At 41.7% G+C, this 20,642-nt stretch carries 15 protein-coding genes; 13 read left to right on the forward strand and 2 right to left on the reverse strand.

Features of this window, described 5'->3' with window-relative positions; all coding sequences use genetic code 11:
- The first annotated feature begins 192 nt into the window (after positions 1-192).
- From prpB to CWB60_RS11130, 5 genes are all read left to right on the forward strand, one after another.
- On the forward strand, positions 193-1,071 hold the full coding sequence (gene prpB / locus CWB60_RS11110; RefSeq protein WP_138578270.1) for a methylisocitrate lyase: 879 nt from the start codon (positions 193-195) through the stop codon (positions 1,069-1,071).
- A 47-nt stretch (positions 1,072-1,118) separates the two neighbouring features.
- Positions 1,119-2,246 (forward strand): bifunctional 2-methylcitrate synthase/citrate synthase, encoded by a 1,128-nt coding sequence (gene prpC, locus CWB60_RS11115; RefSeq protein WP_138578268.1) that lies wholly within the window; start codon positions 1,119-1,121, stop codon positions 2,244-2,246.
- A gap of 116 nt (positions 2,247-2,362) precedes the next feature.
- Positions 2,363-4,972 (forward strand): Fe/S-dependent 2-methylisocitrate dehydratase AcnD, encoded by a 2,610-nt coding sequence (gene acnD / locus CWB60_RS11120; RefSeq protein ID WP_138578266.1) that lies wholly within the window; start codon positions 2,363-2,365, stop codon positions 4,970-4,972.
- 12 nt (positions 4,973-4,984) lie between these two features.
- Positions 4,985-6,151, forward strand: coding sequence for a 2-methylaconitate cis-trans isomerase PrpF (prpF, locus tag CWB60_RS11125; RefSeq protein ID WP_138578264.1), 1,167 nt, complete (start codon positions 4,985-4,987; stop codon positions 6,149-6,151).
- A gap of 278 nt (positions 6,152-6,429) precedes the next feature.
- Complete coding sequence (locus CWB60_RS11130; protein WP_138578262.1) at positions 6,430-6,882, forward strand: lysozyme inhibitor LprI family protein; 453 nt, start codon at positions 6,430-6,432, stop codon at positions 6,880-6,882.
- A gap of 54 nt (positions 6,883-6,936) precedes the next feature.
- Here the strand turns inward: CWB60_RS11130 and moeA are convergent, their stop codons facing one another.
- On the reverse strand, positions 6,937-8,151 hold the full coding sequence (moeA, locus tag CWB60_RS11135; protein WP_138578260.1) for a molybdopterin molybdotransferase MoeA: 1,215 nt from the start codon (positions 8,149-8,151) through the stop codon (positions 6,937-6,939).
- A 47-nt stretch (positions 8,152-8,198) separates the two neighbouring features.
- Here moeA and modA point away from each other — a divergent pair, with 47 nt between their 5' ends.
- From modA to CWB60_RS11150, 3 genes are read left to right on the forward strand one after another with little or no spacing between them, the layout of a single operon-like run.
- Positions 8,199-8,951: a molybdate ABC transporter substrate-binding protein gene (gene modA, locus CWB60_RS11140; RefSeq protein ID WP_138578258.1), complete on the forward strand. Its 753-nt coding sequence runs from the start codon at positions 8,199-8,201 to the stop codon at positions 8,949-8,951.
- On the forward strand, positions 8,938-9,624 hold the full coding sequence (gene modB, locus CWB60_RS11145; RefSeq protein ID WP_004587743.1) for a molybdate ABC transporter permease subunit: 687 nt from the start codon (positions 8,938-8,940) through the stop codon (positions 9,622-9,624). The genes modA and modB overlap by 14 nt, the downstream gene beginning before the upstream one ends.
- Entirely contained in the window at positions 9,617-10,654 is a 1,038-nt protein-coding gene (locus tag CWB60_RS11150; protein ID WP_138578256.1) for an ATP-binding cassette domain-containing protein, read from the forward strand. Before modB ends, CWB60_RS11150 begins: the two co-directional genes overlap by 8 nt.
- A 37-nt stretch (positions 10,655-10,691) precedes the next feature.
- Here CWB60_RS11150 and CWB60_RS11155 read toward each other — a convergent pair whose 3' ends face one another.
- Positions 10,692-11,450, reverse strand: a complete 759-nt coding sequence (locus CWB60_RS11155) for a HesA/MoeB/ThiF family protein (RefSeq protein WP_054982671.1) — start codon at positions 11,448-11,450, stop codon at positions 10,692-10,694.
- Positions 11,451-11,736: 286 nt separating this feature from the next.
- Here CWB60_RS11155 and CWB60_RS11160 point away from each other — a divergent pair, with 286 nt between their 5' ends.
- From CWB60_RS11160 to CWB60_RS11180, 5 genes are all read left to right on the forward strand, one after another.
- Complete coding sequence (locus CWB60_RS11160) at positions 11,737-13,206, forward strand: NarK family nitrate/nitrite MFS transporter (RefSeq protein ID WP_004587746.1); 1,470 nt, start codon at positions 11,737-11,739, stop codon at positions 13,204-13,206.
- Positions 13,207-13,219: 13 nt separating this feature from the next.
- Positions 13,220-14,959: a bifunctional protein-serine/threonine kinase/phosphatase gene (locus CWB60_RS11165; RefSeq protein ID WP_138578254.1), complete on the forward strand. Its 1,740-nt coding sequence runs from the start codon at positions 13,220-13,222 to the stop codon at positions 14,957-14,959.
- A gap of 9 nt (positions 14,960-14,968) precedes the next feature.
- Positions 14,969-16,162 carry an alginate export family protein gene (locus tag CWB60_RS11170; protein WP_138578252.1) on the forward strand — a complete coding sequence of 398 codons (1,194 nt, stop codon included), beginning with the start codon at positions 14,969-14,971 and terminating at the stop codon, positions 16,160-16,162.
- Positions 16,163-16,390: 228 nt separating this feature from the next.
- Positions 16,391-17,917: an FAD-dependent oxidoreductase gene (locus CWB60_RS11175; protein WP_138578250.1), complete on the forward strand. Its 1,527-nt coding sequence runs from the start codon at positions 16,391-16,393 to the stop codon at positions 17,915-17,917.
- 21 nt (positions 17,918-17,938) lie between these two features.
- Positions 17,939-20,629 (forward strand): nitrate reductase, encoded by a 2,691-nt coding sequence (locus CWB60_RS11180; RefSeq protein ID WP_138578248.1) that lies wholly within the window; start codon positions 17,939-17,941, stop codon positions 20,627-20,629.
- Positions 20,630-20,642 lie beyond the last annotated feature (13 nt).

Raw genomic sequence — 20,642 nt, forward strand, 5'->3', positions numbered from 1 at the left:
ATATAAACAAAATTTTATTTTTTTAATAAAAAAACAACAATTTCATCTAAAAGCTAAAAGCTAAAAGCTAAAAGCTAAAAGCTAAAAGCTAAAAGCTAAAAGCTAAAAGCTAATAACAGTTAAACAGTCACAATGTCAGATTAAAAATATAAGTTACTCCATGTAGCAACCGTTCAAAGTGAGGAGAAAATAATGTCAGCAGGATTAAAATTTAAACAGGCCATTGCGAATAACCGCCCATTACAAGTAGTGGGTACTATTAATGCCTACACAGCCATGATGGCTGAAAAAATGGGCCACCAAGCTATTTATCTCTCAGGTGCCGGTGTTGCGAACGCCTCTTACGGTATGCCCGATTTAGGCATGACCAGCCTTGATAATGTACTTGAAGATATTCGCCGTATTACCGGTGCCAGCGATTTGCCACTACTGGTAGATGCCGATACAGGCTGGGGCGGGGCGTTTAATATTGCGCGTACCGTTAAAGAAATGACCAAAGCAGGGGCAGCGGGTTTTCATATTGAAGACCAAGTAGCGCAAAAGCGTTGCGGCCATCGTCCTAATAAAGAAATTGTTAGCCAAGGTGAAATGGTTGACCGTATTAAAGCCGCAGTTGATGCAAAAACCGATAGTGATTTTTACATTATGGCGCGTACCGATGCGTTTCAAAAAGAAGGTTTAAGCGCCGCGATTCACCGCGCAGCTGCGTGTGTAGAAGCGGGCGCTGATGCTATTTTTGCAGAAGCCGTGCATGACCTTGCCGATTATCAAGCATTTGCAAAGGCGATCAATGTACCAATTTTAGCTAATATTACAGAGTTTGGCCAAACGCCTATTTACACCAAAGAGCAGTTAAGTGAGGTAGGTGTTGAAATGGTGCTTTATCCACTTAGTGCGTTTAGAGCTATGAATAAAGCCGCGCTTAATGTGTACTCTGCCATTTTAAATGAAGGCTCGCAGCAAAGCGAAATTGAGAACATGCAAACACGCGCCGAGCTTTACGATTTTTTAGATTACCACACATACGAAAACACACTCGATAACCTTTTTTCATCAAAATCTGACAAATAATAACTATTAAAATAGATAACACACACAAATTTAGATAGGAGAAGATCATGGTAGATAAAGCATTAGGCGGAGCAGGTTTACGCGGGCAAGTAGCAGGGCAAACAGCATTATGTACAGTGGGGCAAACAGGCTCAGGTTTAACGTATTGTGGGTACGATATTAGCGAACTTGCCGAAAAAGCACAGTTTGAGGAAGTGTCTTTTTTACTTTCACGCGGCGAACTACCAACAGCCAATGAACTAGCCGAGTATAAAGCTAAATTAAAAAGCTTACGCGGCCTGCCAGATGCACTAAAAACCGTGCTTGAAAATATTCCTAAAGACGCGCATCCAATGGATGTTATGCGTACCGGTTGCTCAATGCTGGGTAACCTAGAAATGGAACTTGATTTTAGCCAAGCAAACGATGCGATTGACCGCATGGTTGCAGTGTTCCCAAGTATTATTTGTTACTGGTACCGATTTACTCACGATGGCGTACGCATTGAAACACAAACTGATGACGACTCAGTGGGCGCGCACTTTTTAACTCTATTACACGACAAAGCACCGAGCGAGCTTTTTGCGCAAGTAATGAATGTGTCGCTAATTTTATACGCAGAGCATGAATTTAATGCCTCTACATTTACTGGGAGAGTGTGTGCATCAACGCTTTCTGATATTCATTCTTGTGTAACGGGTGCTATTGGTACGCTACGTGGGCCGCTGCATGGTGGTGCAAACGAAGCCGCTATGGATATGATTCAGGGTTTTACAAGTGCAGAGCACGCCGAGCAAGAAATTATGGGTATGCTAGAGCGCAAAGATAAAATAATGGGCTTTGGACACGCTATTTACCGTGAGTCAGACCCACGTAACGTTATTATTAAAAAGTTCTCTGAAAAACTAGCTAAAGAGGTGGGCGATGATGTGCTTTACCCAGTGTCGGTTAGGTGTGAAGAAGTAATGTGGCGCGAGAAAAAACTGTTTTGTAATGCTGATTTTTTCCATGCATCGGCGTATCACTTTATGGGTATTCCAACTAAGTTATTTACGCCAATATTTGTGATGAGCCGTGTTACAGGCTGGACGGCACATGTTAAAGAGCAGCGTGCTAATAACCGTATTATTCGCCCAAGTGCAGATTACACAGGACCAGAGGCGCGCAGCTACACGCCAATTGAATCAAGAGGCTAATTAGTTACACATAATACCAATCCGTAACAATACTTAATTAAGCGGATTGGTATAGGGTGAGCAATACGCTCACCTCTTGCCTTTTATCTCCCGTCACCTATTAGCGAATAGATATTATGACCATAATTAATAACACCCAATACCGAAAACCATTGCCCGGCTCAAATGTGGATTACTACGACACGCAAGCTGCGGTAGATGCAATAAAGCCTGGTGCTTATGCCACATTGCCTTACACATCACGCGTACTTGCCGAAAACTTAGTGCGCCGCTGTGAGCCAGATATGCTAACCGATGCGCTTAATCAGCTTATTGAGCGTAAGCAAGATTTAGACTTTCCGTGGTATCCGGCGCGCGTGGTGTGCCACGATATTTTAGGCCAAACTGCATTAGTTGATTTAGCAGGCCTGCGCGACGCAATAGCTGCAAAAGGTGGTGATCCAGCAAAAGTAAACCCGGTTGTGCCAACACAGCTAATTGTTGATCACTCATTAGCGGTAGAGCACGCAGGCTTTGACCCTGAAGCGTTTGAAAAAAACCGTGCAATAGAAGATAGACGCAACGACGACCGTTTTCATTTTATAAACTGGACTAAAACCGCCTTTAAAAATATTGATGTTATTCCGCCTGGTAACGGCATTATGCATCAAATTAACCTTGAAAAAATGTCGCCTGTTATTCAAAACCGCGATGGCATTGCATTCCCCGATACCTTAGTTGGTACCGACAGCCACACCCCACATGTGGATGCACTTGGTGTAATTGCTGTAGGTGTTGGTGGGCTTGAAGCCGAAAGCGTAATGCTTGGCCGTGCCTCGTACATGCGCCTGCCTGATATAGTAGGAGTTGAGCTTACAGGTACTCGTCAGCCTGGCATTACCGCAACCGACATAGTGCTGGCCATTACCGAATTTTTACGCGCTCAGCGTGTGGTTTCAACCTATTTAGAATTTTACGGCGAAGGCGCTGATGCACTAACCCTTGGCGACAGAGCAACTATTTCAAACATGACACCAGAATTTGGTGCCACTGCAGCCATGTTTTATATAGACGATAAAACAATCGATTATTTGCGTTTAACAGGTCGTGATGAAGAGCAAATAGCCCTTGTAGAAAACTACGCTAAAACGGCTGGCCTTTGGAGCGATAGTTTAAAAACCGCAAAATATGAGCGGGTGCTTAAATTTGATTTATCGAGTGTTGGACGTAATATTGCTGGGCCTTCAAACCCACACCGCCGTGTATCCACCAGCGATTTAGCCAAAGAAGGTATATCTGGCGTTGTTGAAAACGAAGAAGGCTTAATGCCAGATGGCGCCTGTATTATTGCTGCTATTACCAGTTGTACTAACACCAGTAATCCGCGCAACGTAATTGCTGCCGGCTTACTTGCGCGTAATGCAAATGCCAAAGGTTTAATGCGTAAACCCTGGGTTAAAACGTCATTAGCACCGGGTTCAAAAGCGGTGCAATCATACCTTGAAGAGGCAAACTTACTCCCTGAACTTGAAAAACTTGGCTTTGGTATTGTGGGTTTTGCTTGTACTACCTGTAACGGCATGAGTGGCGCGCTTGACCCTGTAATTCAACAAGAAGTGATAGATCGCGACTTATACGCAACAGCGGTACTCTCGGGCAACCGTAACTTTGATGGGCGTATACATCCGTATGCTAAGCAAGCGTTTTTAGCGTCACCGCCATTAGTGGTAGCTTACGCTATTGCCGGTACTATTCGTTTTGATATAGAAAAAGGTGTACTAGGGAAAGATCAAAATGGTAACGATATAACGCTAAAAGATTTATGGCCAAGCGATGAAGAAATAGATGAAGTAATAAAACAAAGCGTAAAGCCAGAGCAATTTAAAAAAGTGTACGAACCTATGTTTGATTTAACCGTAGATTACGGTGAAGACAACGACCCGCTATACAATTGGCGCGAGCAAAGCACCTATATTCGCCGCCCGCCATACTGGGAAGGCGCCCTTGCAGGTGAGCGAACCATGACCGGCATGCGCGCCCTTGCTGTACTTGGCGATAACATTACAACGGATCATTTATCGCCTTCAAACGCTATTATGGCAAGTAGTGCCGCGGGTGAATACTTAACTAAAATGAACGTCCCTGAAGAGGACTTTAACTCGTACGCAACGCACCGAGGGGATCACTTAACAGCGCAGCGCGCTACATTTGCAAACCCTAAATTGTTAAACGAAATGGTGCGTGATGAAAACGGCGAAGTTAAACAAGGTTCATACGCACGAATAGAGCCACAAGGTTCTAACACACGTATGTGGGAAGCAATCGAAGCTTATATGCAGCGTAAACAACCACTCATTATTGTAGCCGGCGCCGATTATGGGCAAGGCTCATCGCGTGATTGGGCTGCAAAAGGGGTAAGGCTTGCAGGCGTTGAGGTTATAGCCGCAGAGGGCTTTGAGCGTATTCACCGTACTAACTTAATTGGTATGGGTGTATTACCGCTTGAGTTTAAACCTGGCACTACCCGCAAAACGCTTAACATTGATGGCAGCGAAAGCTTTGATGTAAAAGGCGAGCCAACACCAGGTGCAACGCTTGATTTAGTGATTACACGTAAAAACGGTGAGGTACTAACAGTACCTATGAAATGCAGATTGGATACCCAAGAAGAACTTTCTATTTATGCCGCTGGTGGTGTATTACAGCGCTTTGCGCAAGACTTTTTAGAAGCAACGCAATCAGCATAAGGGGCGTGCATTATGTTTAAACCACAAATTAAAGTGCCAGCAACTTATATGCGCGGCGGAACCAGTAAAGGTGTATTTTTTAAGTTAACCGACTTACCCAAACCTGCCCAAGTGGCAGGTGAGGCGCGCGACAATTTACTGTTACGCATAATTGGTAGCCCCGACCCATATGGCAAACAAACCGATGGAATGGGCGGTGCAACATCAAGTACTAGTAAAACGGTTATTTTAAGTAAAAGCGAGCAACCTAACCACGATGTGGATTATTTATTTGGCCAAGTGGCCATTGATAAACCATTTATAGATTGGAGCGGCAATTGCGGTAATTTAACCAGCGCAGTAGGTGCGTTTGCTATAACGAACGGCTTAGTTGATAAAAGCACAGTACCCGATAACGGTGTAGCCGTGGTGCGAGTATGGCAGGCTAATATTAAAAAAAGCATTTTAGTTCACGTACCTATTACTAATGGCGAAGTGCAAGAAACTGGGGATTTTGAACTTGATGGCGTGACCTTTGCTGCTGCCGAGGTAAAGCTAGAGTTTTTAAACCCCGCCGATGGTGAAGGGGCGTTATTCCCAACAGGCAATGTAGTAGATGACTTAGAAGTACCAGGTGTTGGTACTTTAAAAGCCACCATGATAAACGCGGGTATTCCTACTGTATTTATTAATGCCGAGGATATTGGCTATAGTGGCACTGAGCTGCAAAGCGATATTAATAACGATACTGACGCACTTAAAAAACTTGAAACTATTCGTGCCTATGGCGCAGTCAAAATGGGGTTAATAGCTAATATTAATGAAGCGCAAACACGCCAACACACACCAAAAGTAGCCTTTGTGGCAGCGCCATTAGATTATAACGCGTCAAGTGGTAAGTTTATTGAAGCTACAACAATTGATTTATTAGTACGTGCTATGTCTATGGGCAAGCTTCATCACGCTATGATGGGCACAGCCGCAGTCGCTATTGGCGCAGCCGCGGCTATTGAAGGTACGCTTGTTAATTTGGCCGCAGGTGGCGGGACATTGAACGAAGTTAACTTTGGCCACCCCTCTGGCACGCTAAAAGTAGGCGCAGAAGCTAAAAAAATAGCTGGAGATTGGCAAGTTACCAAAGCAAGTATGAGCCGCAGTGCTCGTGTGCTTATGGAGGGCGTTGTAAGAGTACCTCAATAGTATTTAACAAAATTAACCTGAATTCTGGATAATAAACCTATCTCTATCAGCCATTTTAAGCGCTAACTGCGTTGGATTTACTTAAAATTTCTGGTTAGAGAAAATAAATTTAAATATCACCATGATTCAATATGTTAGTAAATATCTTAGCCAGAGTTCAGATTAATTAACAAAGCTAAAACATAATGTTTTTAATCTATTTATTATTTTTGTAAAATATGAATAAGCTCTTATTTTTAATTTAAGGACTTAGTTTCAAAAAAATAAAGGGATTTAAAATGAATAAAATGGTTATTGGGTTAGCTTTTACAGTTTCATCGTTTGGTGCACTTGGAGAAAGCGCAGATGGCTGGCCAGAAGGCGGTGCAATGCACACAGGCAATATTTATAATTTAGAGGGCAACAGATACAAAATTAAAATCAGTAAAATGATGAATGAAATATACCCGCAACTAAATGACGACTACCAAATAGATGCAGTTAAAGCGCAAATAAAAGCATGGGAGCACTATATAGATGCAACATGTAATGTTGTTGGCATAGCAACTGGTGCAGGTGGGAGTTGGCCTTCAACGTATAGCGTAAAATGCGAGCGAAGCCTCAGTTATGATAGATACTTTGCGACTAAAAATGCGCTAAAGTGTGTTAAAAAACTTAGCGAAGCAGATTTTGTAGGACGTAGCGAAAAGCTAAATTGTTTAATTCAAACACTCAATATTAAAATATTTTAAGAGTAACAGCAGTGCTACAGCTATATTATAAAGTTAGCTGTAGCATTTTTAGCTTTACAAAAACTCTATTTCTACGGTTTCGTCTTTTGCAATATTGCCACTTTCGGCGGGCACCACAATAAGGCAGTTAGCGTGGCTAAGCGATGAGAGTACCCCCGAACCTTGCTTATTTATAGGCGTTACCAGTAGGTTATTGTTTTCGTCGGTACTGGCAATACCACGTTGAAAGTCGGTACGGCCGGGGCGCTTTTTAATCAGCGCTGTGGTGGTTGCTTTTAAACGTAACTTAGCAGTATGTTCATTTCCTGAAAGCTTTGTAAGGGCTGGCTTTACAAGTCGCTCAAGCGTAACGGCTGCCGATACGGGGTTACCTGGTAAACCAAAAAAGTAGCTGTTAGGTAATTTACCAAAAGCAAAGGGTTTGCCCGGCTTCATGGCAATTTTCCAAAAATGGATATCGCCAATTTCATTTAATACTTCTTTAGTAAAATCGGCTTCGCCAACCGATACACCACCAGAGCTTATTACGGCATCTGCTTGCTCGTTTGCTTTTAAAAATGTGTTTTTAATGAGCGTTTTATCATCGGCAATTATGCCAAAATCAATCACTTCTATATTGTTATCATTAAGCTCGCTTAATATAACAGCGCGATTACTTTCATAAATAGCACCTGCAGGAAGGGCATTGCCAGGCTCTATAAGTTCATCCCCTGTAGAAAATACCGCGACCTTTAGTGTTTCATATACACTTACTTGGTTAATACCAATAGAGGCAAGTAAGCCTACATCTACCGCTTTTAGTTTTCTGCCCGCTTTAAAAACAACACTATTTTTTGCAATGTCTTCACCTGCAAAGCGCACATTATTATTGAGCTCAAAATGACCTGTAAATGTTATTTTATCGTTATCTACACTGGCGTTTTCTTGCATAACTACCGCATTAGCGCCAGGGGGCAGGGCAGCGCCGGTCATAATTCTAACGCATTGCCCAGGTGTTAAGGTGTTTTTAAAGGTTTGCCCAGCAAATACACTGCCTACTTGCTGATAAGTTGTTAGCCCTTCGCTTAGGCAAAGTGCATAGCCATCCATTGCCGAATTATCGTGAGCAGGCACATTTATATTGGATTTAATATCGCTTGCTAAAACACGGCCAACACTGTGCATTATTGAAATGGTTTCTGCGGCTTTATTAAAGTTAATAGCGCTTAGCATGTTACTAATTGCGGTTTCTACTGGTAATAAACCAGGTGCATTGCATACATCGTTCATATATATTGTTTTTTATAATGTGTCTGATTTTTAAAACAATACTTATAATGTTAAAGCTTTACAATACATGGTGTGGTTATTTGTTATTACTGTTAGTGGTATTTAGCAATCCTCTTAACGCAAAAGAAACGCTGCACATAGCCGTTGCGAGCAATTTTAAACCTGTGCTGCAAACGCTGGTGACTAACCCAGCCCTAAAAAATATTAATATTAAAATATCAGCTGCTTCTAGCGGCGTATTGCACTCTCAAATTATGCACGGTGCACCGTACGATATTTTTTTATCAGCCGACGCTGCACGCCCACACGCACTGATCAAAGACGGCTTTGCACTAAATAATAGCTTAACCACCTATGCGATAGGTTTATTAGCCCTGTGGCAGCCAAGCAACTCAGTTATTAATAATAAATTAGCCATTGCTAATCCGCGGTTTTCGCCATATGGGCAATCATCGGCGCATTATGCTAAAAACTATATAAAAACACCGTATGAATTTGTGTATGCAAATAATATTACCCATGCGTTTCAATTTGTAGAAACAGGCAATGCCGCTAAAGGCTTGGTCGCGCTATCCACGTTAAAGTCGGCGTATCGCAAAACTAAAAATAAAAAATATTTAAATTACACGCTTATCGAATCTGAAAAATACCCTGAAATAACGCAGCAAGGCGTTATCATAAGCGCGACTAAGCATTTAACGACAGCTAAAAAGTTTATGGCTTTTTTAAATGACCCCTCAACCGCAAAAACATTATTAGAGCTTGGTTATAAAGCAAAGGAAAGTGATGTTAGCAAGTGATGTAACAGCGCTGTGGCTTACAATTAAACTTGCCTTTATAACGGCTGCTATTTTGTTGATTATATGCATTCCGCTTGCATGGCAGCTAGCCAGTTATAAAGGTAAGTTAAAGCCTATATTAGAAGCACTTATAGCAATGCCTTTGGTGCTGCCGCCTACGCTAATGGGCTTTTATTTATTGGTATTGTTTTCACCTACTCATGCATTTGGCCAGTTTTGGTTTTGGCTCACGGGTACGCAGCTCGCGTTTAGTTTTCAAGGGGTGGTTATTGGTTCGTTATTTTACTCTCTCCCTTTTGTGATGCAGCCGTTACTGGCGGGCTTTAAACAAATAAATACTACTTACAATCAAGCTGCTATTGCCTTAGGGATCAGTCCATTTAAGCGTTTTATGTATTTAACGTTACCGCTATTAAAGCCAAGCATAGGCAGTGCCTTTGCACTGGGCTTTGCCCATACATTGGGAGAATTTGGTTTAGTACTAATGATTGGTGGCAATATACAAGGCGAAACACAAGTGGTGTCTATTGCGTTGTACGACCATGTAGAGTCGCTTAATTATGGGGCAGCGCACCAATTGTCGTTGGTATTGCTAGCAATCTCGTTTGCGTGTTTAGTGTTGTTGTTTAAATTTAATAAAACCGTGATAAACGGAGCTGCTAATCGTGCTTAAAATACAATGTCATCAACGTTTGGACGATTTTGAATTACATGTTGATTTAGCTATAAATCAATTTGATATTTTAGGGGTGTTTGGCCCTTCGGGCTCGGGCAAATCGAGCTTATTACAGGCGATAGCAGGGCTTACGACGGCGCAAAATGTGTGTATAAATAATCATAATATTACCCATTTAAAGCCCGATAAACGCCTACTTACTTTACAGCTGCAGTCGTGCCCGTTATTTCCACATTTAAATGTGATGGGTAATTTACTGTTTACTCACAAGCATTGTAAAAATAAAAGTAATAACCTAACGCCTGATCAGGTAATTGATTTATTAGCACTAAACCCATTACTAAATCGTGATGTGTCGGGGCTTTCGGGCGGGGAGAGTCAGCGCGTAATTTTTGCAAGAACACTACTAAGTGGGCAATCTGTTGTTTTACTTGATGAGCCATTTAGCGCCTTAGATTGGTCAACGCGTTTTACTATGTTGGGGGCTATTCAGCAACTTAATAAATCCCATGGTATTAAATTTATTATTGTCAGCCACTCTTTAAAAGAGCTACTTTATTGCAGCGATACATTACTTCATATAGCGAAAGGCAACGTGCTCCAGTGCGGTGCAACACAAGAAGTGGTGCAAAGTATTTATACAAATAAGAGCCAAACGCCACTTAGTATACTTAGTTATAGTAAGCCTGAATTTAATGAGGCTTTTGGTCTTTACCAGCTTACTCTTAGTAATAGCCAACAGCATTTATATGCAGTGCCTTCGCTGGTAAAACAAAACCATAAGTTAATTATAGAAAGCAGCCAAATAGCCTACAGCAAAGTAAAACCAATTAACGAGAGCAATTCAAACGTGCTAATAGGTATGCTTGAAAATGCCCAGCAGCTTGATGAGCAATGGCTGCTAACTGTTAACGTAGATACGCAATTACTGTATTGCGCGGTGTCTAAAAGGCAATGGCAGCAAAGTGCTGCAAGCCTAGGCGAGCAGATTTATTTGACAATAAATAACCTAGAAACGCTAAATTAGGCTCTAAAGAGCAGTCATGCATTTACAATGTACTAAATTAAGCACTGCAAACAGGGCAGTGCTTATTTTTAACAATATTAAAACGGTTAAACTCCATACTCAAACCATCTACAAGTAATAGCTGCTCGGTGAGTTTACTAGGCAGTCCTGCAATAATTTTAAGTGCTTCAGTCGCTTGAATACTACCAATAAGCCCTACAATAGGCGAGAGCACGCCTGACTCTGAACAGCTTTGAGTTTGTTCGCCAAAGAGCTGTGACACACACCCGTAGCAATGGCTATTAGGCGCCATTGTAAAGCAAGCTACTTGTCCCTCTAACCTTATGGCAGAGCCCGAAACCAAGGGCGTACGGGTGTTATAGCAGGCGCTGTTGAGCAAATTACGTGTTGCTAAGTTATCAGTGCAGTCAATAACTACATCTACTTTGCTAAGTAGTTGTTCAAGGTGCGAATTTTCATTTAAAAATTCATCAATAGTGTGGATCTCTATTTCATCATTTAACTGAGTTAACTGTTTTTTTGCACTGTGGGTTTTTAAGCACCCAACATCACTTTGTTTATAGAGCACCTGCCTTTGCAAGTTAGTTGCATCAACCACATCGTTATCTACAAGCGTTAAAGTACCTACGCCCGAGGCCGCTAAGTACTGCGCAACTGGGCAGCCTAATCCACCTAACCCCACAATAAGAGCATGACTTTGCCATATTTTTTCTTGTCCATCTATATCTAGCTGAGGAAGCATAATATGGCGAGAATAGCGCAATTGCTGCTGATACGTTAAAGGGGGTTTTTGCATTAATGAGTTCTCATAATTTTTTTTAACAATACCAATTAGTTAAAACCTAGAGCAAGTAAAGCTTAAAAATTCTTTGCACTGTTTACGCCCAACAAAGCTGCTTAAATAGTGCAAAGCGAAATAAACATTAATTCCCAAAAATATAAGTGACTGAAAAACCTACCTATTAATTGTTGGCTTAGTAATTGCTGAAAGCGGTTAACGTTAATTTAACAATCGTCGCAGTGTTATTACTACCAAAGTCGTACTCACTGCTTAAAATAATAATCGTTACAAGGAAAAAAACATGCAACCGAGTTCTGGGTTTAATCTCATATCGTTTAGCGGAAAAATGAAAATACTACATTTAAGCTGGATGGTGTTTTTTATCTCTTTTTTTGTATGGTTTAACCATGCTCCATTATTAGGGGCAATAGCGGGCTCGCTAGGTATAACTATGGCACAGGTAAAAACGCTTCTCATTTTAAATGTGGCCTTAACCATTCCCGCGCGTGTTGTTGTTGGCATGCTGACAGATAAATTTGGCCCGCGTATTGTTTATGCCGCTTTACTTATTTTATGTAGCATACCGTGTTTTATGTTTGCTATGGCCACCACATTTGAGCAAGCCGCTATCGCGCGTTTTGCACTAGGCTTTATTGGAGCAGGCTTTGTAGTGGGCATTCGTATGGTGAGCGAGTGGTTCCCGGCTAATGAGCTTGGTACAGCAGAAGGTATTTATGGTGGCTGGGGTAATTTTGGCTCGGCTGCCGCTGCCATGTTACTACCTGTATTAGCGCTTATGTTTGGCGGGGACGATGGCTGGCGCTATGCCGTTGGTTTAACGGGCGTACTTAGCGTTATTTTTGGTGTTATTTGGTACATAAACGTAACCGATACACCAAAAGGGGGGACGTACTTTAAGCCTAAAAAAGTAGGCGCAATGGAAGTAACCAGTAAAGGTGACTTTGTATTATTGCTTATTATGAAATTACCTATGTATGGCGCACTGGCTTTACTTACTTGGAAGTTGTCTCCTACAGGCGCTAATTTAATTTCTGCCAATTTTGTTTTAGCCGTTTATGCATTTTTAGTGCTGTTATACGCTTACGAGGTATATAAAACCTTTGATATAAACGGACATATATTTAAACAACCCGTGCCAGAATCACACCGCTACGAATTTAAACAAGTAGCTGTACTTAATATTTTATATTTTACCACCTTTGGCTCAGAGCTGGCCGTTGTATCTATGCTGCCATTATTTTTCATGGAAGTGTTTGGCCTAGATATGGTGTACGCAGGTTTACTGGCCTCTGCTTATGCATTTATGAATTTAGCCTCGCGCCCGGGTGGTGGTTGGATCTCAGATAGAATGGGTCGTCGTAAAACACTTATTGTTCTTACCTCAGGGTTAGCTGTTGGCTACTTTGTTATGGGATTAGTTGACGCTAGCTGGCCACTTTGGCTTGCTGTAGCTGCTGCCATGGCGTGTTCGTTCTTTGTGCAAGCTGGTGAGGGAGCGGTTTTTGCTGCTGTGCCACTTATTAAACGCCGCTTAACAGGGCAAATTGCAGGTATGACAGGCGCTTACGGTAACGTTGGCGCGGTGGTGTATTTAACGGCGCTCTCATTAGTGGATTACCAAACTTTCTTTATGATTATTGCTGCCAGTGCATTGTTAGGTTTAGGGGCGTTATTTTTCATGAAAGAGCCAGATGGGCACATGACAGAAGTAAACGAAGATGGCTCTGTTGAACTTATTTCAGTGACTTAAGGCAGCGTTAACCATGTTTGATGAAACCCAACACGCTCAAGTTCGTAATAATACGCTAGATGTTTCTTTTGGTGGGCACAGTGCCGCGGGCATAAAAGATGAAAATCAAGATGCGTTTGCTGCTTTAAATACTGAGCACGAACAACAAGAAACAAAAGGCGCTATTGCGTGCTTAGCAGATGGGTGTTCATCGGCTAAAAATGCCAAACAAGCATCGCAGCTCAGTGTTACTCATTTTATAAATGAGTATTTAAATACACCCGACAGCTGGGCGGTCAAAAAATCGGTTTCTAAGGTTTTAGCTAGCTTAAATCAGTGGTTATATTCGCAATCAGTTAACTATAACCACTTAGGGCAACGCCAAGCTGATTGGATGACCACCTTTACGGCGCTTATATTAAAATCAGCTACGGGGTATATATTTCATTTAGGCGATACTCGCATTACGCGTTTACGAGATAATCAAATGGAAGCGATAACGCGGGATCATAAAGTAAATGATACGCTCACTCGTGCTTTAGGCGCGCAGTCACATCAAGAAATTGATGTTTACGAAGTTGACCTAAAAGCCGGTGATATTTACATACTGACTTGCGATGGTGTGCATGATGTATTGCCCTATAGTGAAATTGCCAACGAAATAAACGCCCATAACAACTTAGAGCAGGCAGCAAAGGCTATTACCTCACGTGCTATAGCACAAGGCAGTGATGATAATGTGAGTTGTTTATTAGTGAAGGTAAATAGCATTGCGCAGCAAAATCTAGATGAGCTTTATCAATCGTTAACGCAGCGCAAAATACCACCCGCATTAGAGGTTGGCCAAATAATTGATGGATATACGGTTATTCGTAAAATCAACGAAAGCAGCCGATCGCACATTTATTTGGTACAACAAGCACCTGATGTACCGCCCGTTGTATTAAAGGCACCCTCGGTTAATTTTGAAGACGATATACACTACCTTCAAGGCTTTATACGCGAAGGGTGGGTAGGGCAACGTATTAATCATCCTAATGTAATGAAGGTTTTAAATACACAATCGCAAAGCCGGTTTTTATATCATATTTGCGAGTACATGGACGGACAAACCCTCAGTGACTATAAGCACGACGTCCCTTATTTAGAAATAGCGCAAGTGCGCAGTATTGTAGAGCAAATAGTGCATGCGCTAAGGGCTTTTCAGCGATTAGATATGGTACATCGTGATTTAAAACTCGATAACGTGATGATAGATGCTCACGGTAAAGTTACGTTAATTGATTACGGTACTGTAAGTGTTGCGGCTATGGATGAGTCGGTTAAGCAAATAGCCGATGACTGCCCGCAAGGGACTATAGATTATACGGCTCCTGAAACACTTATTTCGCTGCATGTCGATTTTAAAAGCGATATGTTTTCGCTTGGGGTGATTGCTTATGAGTTATTGTGCTCGAAGCTGCCTTATAAAACATTACCGGCAAGTCATACCCCTATTGATTACAGCCACTGGCAATACACAAGTATTCGCAAGTACCGAGCCGATATACCCTTTTGGTTAGATCAGGCTTTAATGAAAGCACTTGCGCCAAAACCAGCGCTCAGATACCACGCATTTTCTGAGTTTTTAACAGATATTAGTAAACCTAATCCACATTTACAGAGCTCAGCCAACAAAATTTCAATAATGAAACGCGATCCAGTATTACTCTGGAAGAGCATTTCGCTGTGTTTATTTATCATTTTATTGTGCGTGCTCATAATTAAAAACTAAGAGACCAACATGTTAAATTATAAAAATAACTTACCTATTATTTTAATGATAGGGTGCATTGCTGCGCCTTCTATTAGTGTTGCAGCGCAAACCGACCTTAATTTTAGGCTGCGTTATGAAAGTGCAGAGCAAGATAACGTACTAAAAGATGCCAGTAGCTTAACGCTGCGTACACGCCTTACTCATAAAACCGATGAAGTGAATGGCTTTTCTGCTTTATTAGAGGTCGAAGATAGCCGAAGCCTATTAGGTGTAGACGATTACAATAATACGCTGGGTAAAAATACTAATTACTCAGTAATAGCCGACCCTGAAACCACAGAGGTAGATCAGGCTTTTGTTAAATACGCAAAAGATGCGTTATCAATTAAAGTAGGTAGGCAAGTAATAGCGCTTGATGGACAGCGCTTTGTAGGCCACGTTGGCTTTAGGCAAGACAGGCAAACCTTTGATGCTGCAACAGTAAATTACACCTTTAATGATATTAACTTGCACTATAGCTACATAAGTAAGCGCAACCGAATATTTGCCGATAGCAAAGATATTGATGCATCCGATCACCTTATCAATGCAAGCTTTAAAACAAGCCTAGGTAAGGTGGTTTTATACAGCTATTTATTAAGTGACGACGCAATAGATAATGACAGCTTAGATACTTATGGCGTGTCTTTTAATGGTAATAAAACGCTCAGCGATATTAAATTTTACTATAAAGCACAGTACGCCACGCAATCTGCATCAACGAGCATGAGTGATTTTGACGCTGATTATTATGCATTTGAAGGGGGGATAGATTTAGGCGGTTTAGGCATTGAAACCGTTACATTAAAAGCTGGTATTGAGTCACTGGGCTCTGATAACGGCGATTATGGTTTTGCCACGCCGCTTGCCACAATGCATAAATTTAATGGCTGGGCCGATACGTTTTTAGCAACCCCAGCACAAGGGCTTGATGACACTTATGTAAGTTTAAATGGTAAAGCATACGGCGGTAAATGGCTGTTTGCGTATCACAGCTTTGATGCCAACGATAGCGCCAATGGCGTTGATGATTTAGGCACAGAGCTAAACGTACAATACGTAAAGCCTATTAATAAAACCTATGCCGTAGGCGCTAAATATGCCGATTATTCAGCAGGCGATAGCGCTGCAGGCAAAGTCGATACCCAAAAACTGTGGGTATGGGTAAGCGCTAAATTTTAAGTATTTAACCTAAACCCTCGTTATTTAATTTAAAGCGTTACAAGTTGGTGCAATAGCGCCAGCTTGTGGTGCTTTCACTTCTTTTTCACCGTATTAACTTAGTTAAGCTATTGAAATATAATGTTTATATATCTGGCTTGCATATTGCTATAACCAACACATAATAAATTATACATTTAAAGTACCCATTTAAAGTTAAGTGTATTTTAAATCAAACAGGTGATTTTAATGCCAAGCAAGCAGCGTGTTGTAGTTGTCGGAAATGGAATGGTTGGCCATCATTTTGTACAACAGCTAGTATCACAACAAGGTGATACTCAAAATATGGAGATTACCGTACTCAGCGGTGAAGACCGACTCGCTTATGACCGCGTACAGCTTTCGTCTTTTTTTAAAGGTAAAACCGAAGACGATTTAGCACTTACCTGCAGTAAAACCTATCAAGATTGGCAAGTGTGCTTTCATACTCATTCTAAAGTGGTTGATATAAACCGGGATGCAAAAACAGTCACTACTGCAAAAGGCAAAACATTTGAATACGACAAGTTAATATTGGCTACTGGTTCATTTGCATTTGTACCCCCCATTCCAGGTAAAGACCGTGAGCACTGCCTAGTTTACAGGACCATTAACGATTTACACGCCATAAAAAAATCTGCACATGCCAGCAAAGTTGGCGTAGTAATTGGCGGCGGTTTATTAGGGCTTGAAGCAGCCAACGCGTTAAAGCAGCTTGGCTTGCAAACCCATGTAATAGAATTTGCACCACAACTTATGGGCGTACAAATAGATGGTGTTGGTGGTCGATTGCTTAAAAATAAAATTACCGAACTGGGCGTTACAGTGCATACATCAGTGGCGACAGAGCAAATTATAGAGGGTGAAAACAGCCGTTATAAAATGTGCTTTAAAGGGGGGCAAACCCTAGAAACCGACATGATTGTATTTTCGGCTGGTATTCGCCCATACGATAACCTAGCTCGTGAGTTTAATTTAGAAATAGGTGAGCGCGGCGGCATCGTAATAAACAACCATTGCCAAACGAGTGATAAAAACATATACGCCATAGGCGAATGCGCCCTTTGGAATAACTTTATTTTTGGCCTTGTAGCACCGGGCTACGCGATGGCAAAAGTAGCGGCGGGGCATGTTTTACAACAGCTATCTTCAAACAAAGCTTTACACACTACCTCAAACAATTCCTCAAATAGTGCTGATGAATTTAGCGGTGCCGATATGAGCACCAAGCTTAAATTAATGGGTGTTGAAGTAGGCTCAATTGGTGATGCCCATGCAGGCAGTGAAGGCGCAATTAGCTATTACTTTGAAGATCAGCCAAACGGTATTTACAAAAAAGTAGTCACTAATGAGCAAGGCAATAAGATCATAGGTGCTGTACTGGTTGGCGATACCAGTGATTACGATAATTTATTGCAGTATCACTTAAATGGCATTGAGCTTAGTGTGCCGGCAGAGTCATTAATAATGCCGCTTGCAGGTGACGCGGGCGAGCTAAGCGCTGATGATTTGCCACGTGATGCCATTATTTGTGCGTGCCACAAAGTGACAAAACACACTATTGAACAAGCGGTTATACAAGGTTGTAGCGATTTAAATAAAGTGCAGCAAGCTACTAAAGCAAGTACGGGTTGTGGAGGCTGTGAAAAACTAGTGCAAAGCGTTATTAGCAGTGCACTTAATAATAAAATAGCCACGCTAACCCCAGTAGATGAGCCTGTATCCCAGAGCGCTTAACGCAAATAATAAGAGAGCAGTATGGAAACATTAAACACATGTTCAAACACACCTTTGCTTAAACAAACCACTTGCGCTTATTGTGGTGTAGGCTGTGGGGTTGATATTTCATTATTAAATAATACCCCAACAAAACTTGAAGGCACGCGCGAGCACCCCGCTAATTTTGGCCGTTTGTGTGTTAAAGGCACCCATCTGCTTGACACCATTGGCACTGATAATCGCTTAACATCGCCTCTTATTGATAACGAACCCGCCAGCTGGGATACGGCAACTGATTACGTTGCCAACAAATTTAACGCCATTATTAAAGAGCATGGGCCGGAGTCGGTTGCGTTTTATGTATCGGGGCAGTTACTGACTGAAGATTACTACGTTGCCAATAAATTAATGAAAGGCTACATAGGCTCAGGCAATATAGATACAAACTCAAGGCTGTGTATGTCATCGGCGGTTGCCGGTTATAAACGTGCGTTTGGTGAGGACGTAGTACCATGTACCTACGACGATTTAGAGCAAACGGAGCTACTTATTTTAATTGGCTCAAATGCAGCGTGGACTCACCCGGTGCTTTACCAGCGTATGGAGCGCGCAAAAAAGCTTAATCCAAACATGAAAGTAGTGGTTATCGACCCGCGAAAAACCGATACAGCCGAACTTGCCGATACCTTTTTAAATATAAAACCAGGCAGCGACGGCGCACTTTATAACGGCTTACTTACTTATTTAAGTGAACATAACTATTTAGATACGCAATTTATTAACGCGCATACATATGGCTTTGAAACAGCGCTTGCAGAGGCTAAAAAGTGGAGTGTTAAAGCGGTCAGTGATTTTTGTGATATCGACGCGCAGCTAGTCAGTGACTTTTACGCCTTATTTGCAAAAAGTCCAACTGCTATTAGTTTTTATTCAATGGGTATTAACCAATCAAGCTCAGGGGTTGATAAGTGTAATGCCATTATAAATGCGCATTTAGCATCGGGTAAATTGCTAAAACCTGGTTGTGGCCCGTTTTCTATAACTGGGCAGCCTAATGCTATGGGTGGGCGTGAAGTAGGGGGCTTGGCGAATCAATTAGCAGCACATTTAGACATTGAAAACGACGCGCACCAACAGTTAGTGCAGCGTTTTTGGCAATCGCCAACAATAGCTAAAAAAGCAGGGTGTAATGCGATTGATATGTTTGATGAAATCGCCAAAGGGAAAATAAAAGCTATTTGGGTAATGGCAACCAACCCGATGGTGAGCCTACCTAATAACGCAGCAATACAACATGCACTTGAGCAATGTGAGCTGGTGGTTGTGTCTGACTGTATTGCTAAAAGTGATACGCTAAAATTTGCTGATGTGGCGTTCCCATCAACCGGATGGGGCGAAAAAAACGGCACAGTGACTAATTCAGAGCGCAGAATATCGAGGCAGCGCCCGCTAGTTGAGCCATTTTCGGGGGCTAAAAACGATTGGCAAATAATGTGTTTAGTTGCCCAAAAAATGGGTTTTGAAGGATTTGACTTTACAGACCCCAGTGGCATTTTTGAAGAATGGGCGCAACTGACTGATTTTGAAAATAACGGAGATAGGCTATTAAATTTATCAGCCTTAGTGGGGCTTTCCCAACAGCAATACGATAACTTAAAACCGGTTATGTGGCCGGTACTAAAAAATGAGCCATATAAAAACGGGCAGGTTTTTGTTAATAATCAATTTAGCACCGCAGATAAAAAGGCCCGCTTTATACCTATAACGCCCAAACTTCCTGTGCAACAAACCTCAAGCGATTACCCGTTTGTAATGAACTCAGGGCGAATACGCGACCAATGGCATACAATGAGTCGCACCGGAAAAAGTACAGCCCTTTCTACTCATATAACGCGCCCATATATTGAAATAAACCCCATAGATGCCAGCAAATTAAACATAAAAGCAAACGATTTAATAACTGCCAATGCTAAAACAGGGCAAGTGACGGCTCATGCAAAAGTGACAGAGGCCGTGCGAAAAGGCGAATGTTTTATGCCTATTCACTGGAACAAGCAATTTGCCTCATCCGCTACGGTAAGTGGGCTTTATCAATCGGTTGTTGACCCTATTTCGGGCCAGGCTGAGTGTAAGCATGGTGCTGTTGATTTAGTTAAAGCGCAATTTGCTCAATACATGCAAATTTTTAGCAAAACAGAGCTTAAAATAACCAGTGATTTTTGGCTTAAAGTTAACGCAAGCAAATGTATTAACTACCAGTTAGCGTTCAATGAGCCGCAAAATGATTTGCTTTATTATTGTCAAACACTGACAGGGTTACAAGGGCAGTGGTCGGCAATGGGCAGTGCAAAAGCGATGCATGTTCAATGTATTCAAAACCAGCAGTTAGTGTTTGTTGCAGTTATTTCGCCAGCTCAAAAAGACATATCACTTGAGTGGATAAATCATTTATTTGCAGAGCCTTTAATAACCTTTAGCCAATTACAGTCATTGCTGTATGCCACGCCCGATGAAGAATTTACCCAAGGCGCGCAAGTATGTAGTTGCTTTAAAGTACGTGAGCAACCCATTATAAACGCCATTAAAAGTGGTGAAAATACAGTAGAACAATTGGGGTCTAAACTAAAATGCGGCACTAACTGTGGGTCGTGTAAAACCCAGTTAAGCCAATTAATAAAGCAGCATACTACGCAAAACGCTAACAGTATTGATGTTGCAGTTGAAATGTAAATAAACAAGGAAG

The sequence above is a fragment of the Pseudoalteromonas sp. S327 genome (assembly GCF_005886415.1).
GTDB classification, from domain to species: domain Bacteria; phylum Pseudomonadota; class Gammaproteobacteria; order Enterobacterales; family Alteromonadaceae; genus Pseudoalteromonas; species Pseudoalteromonas atlantica.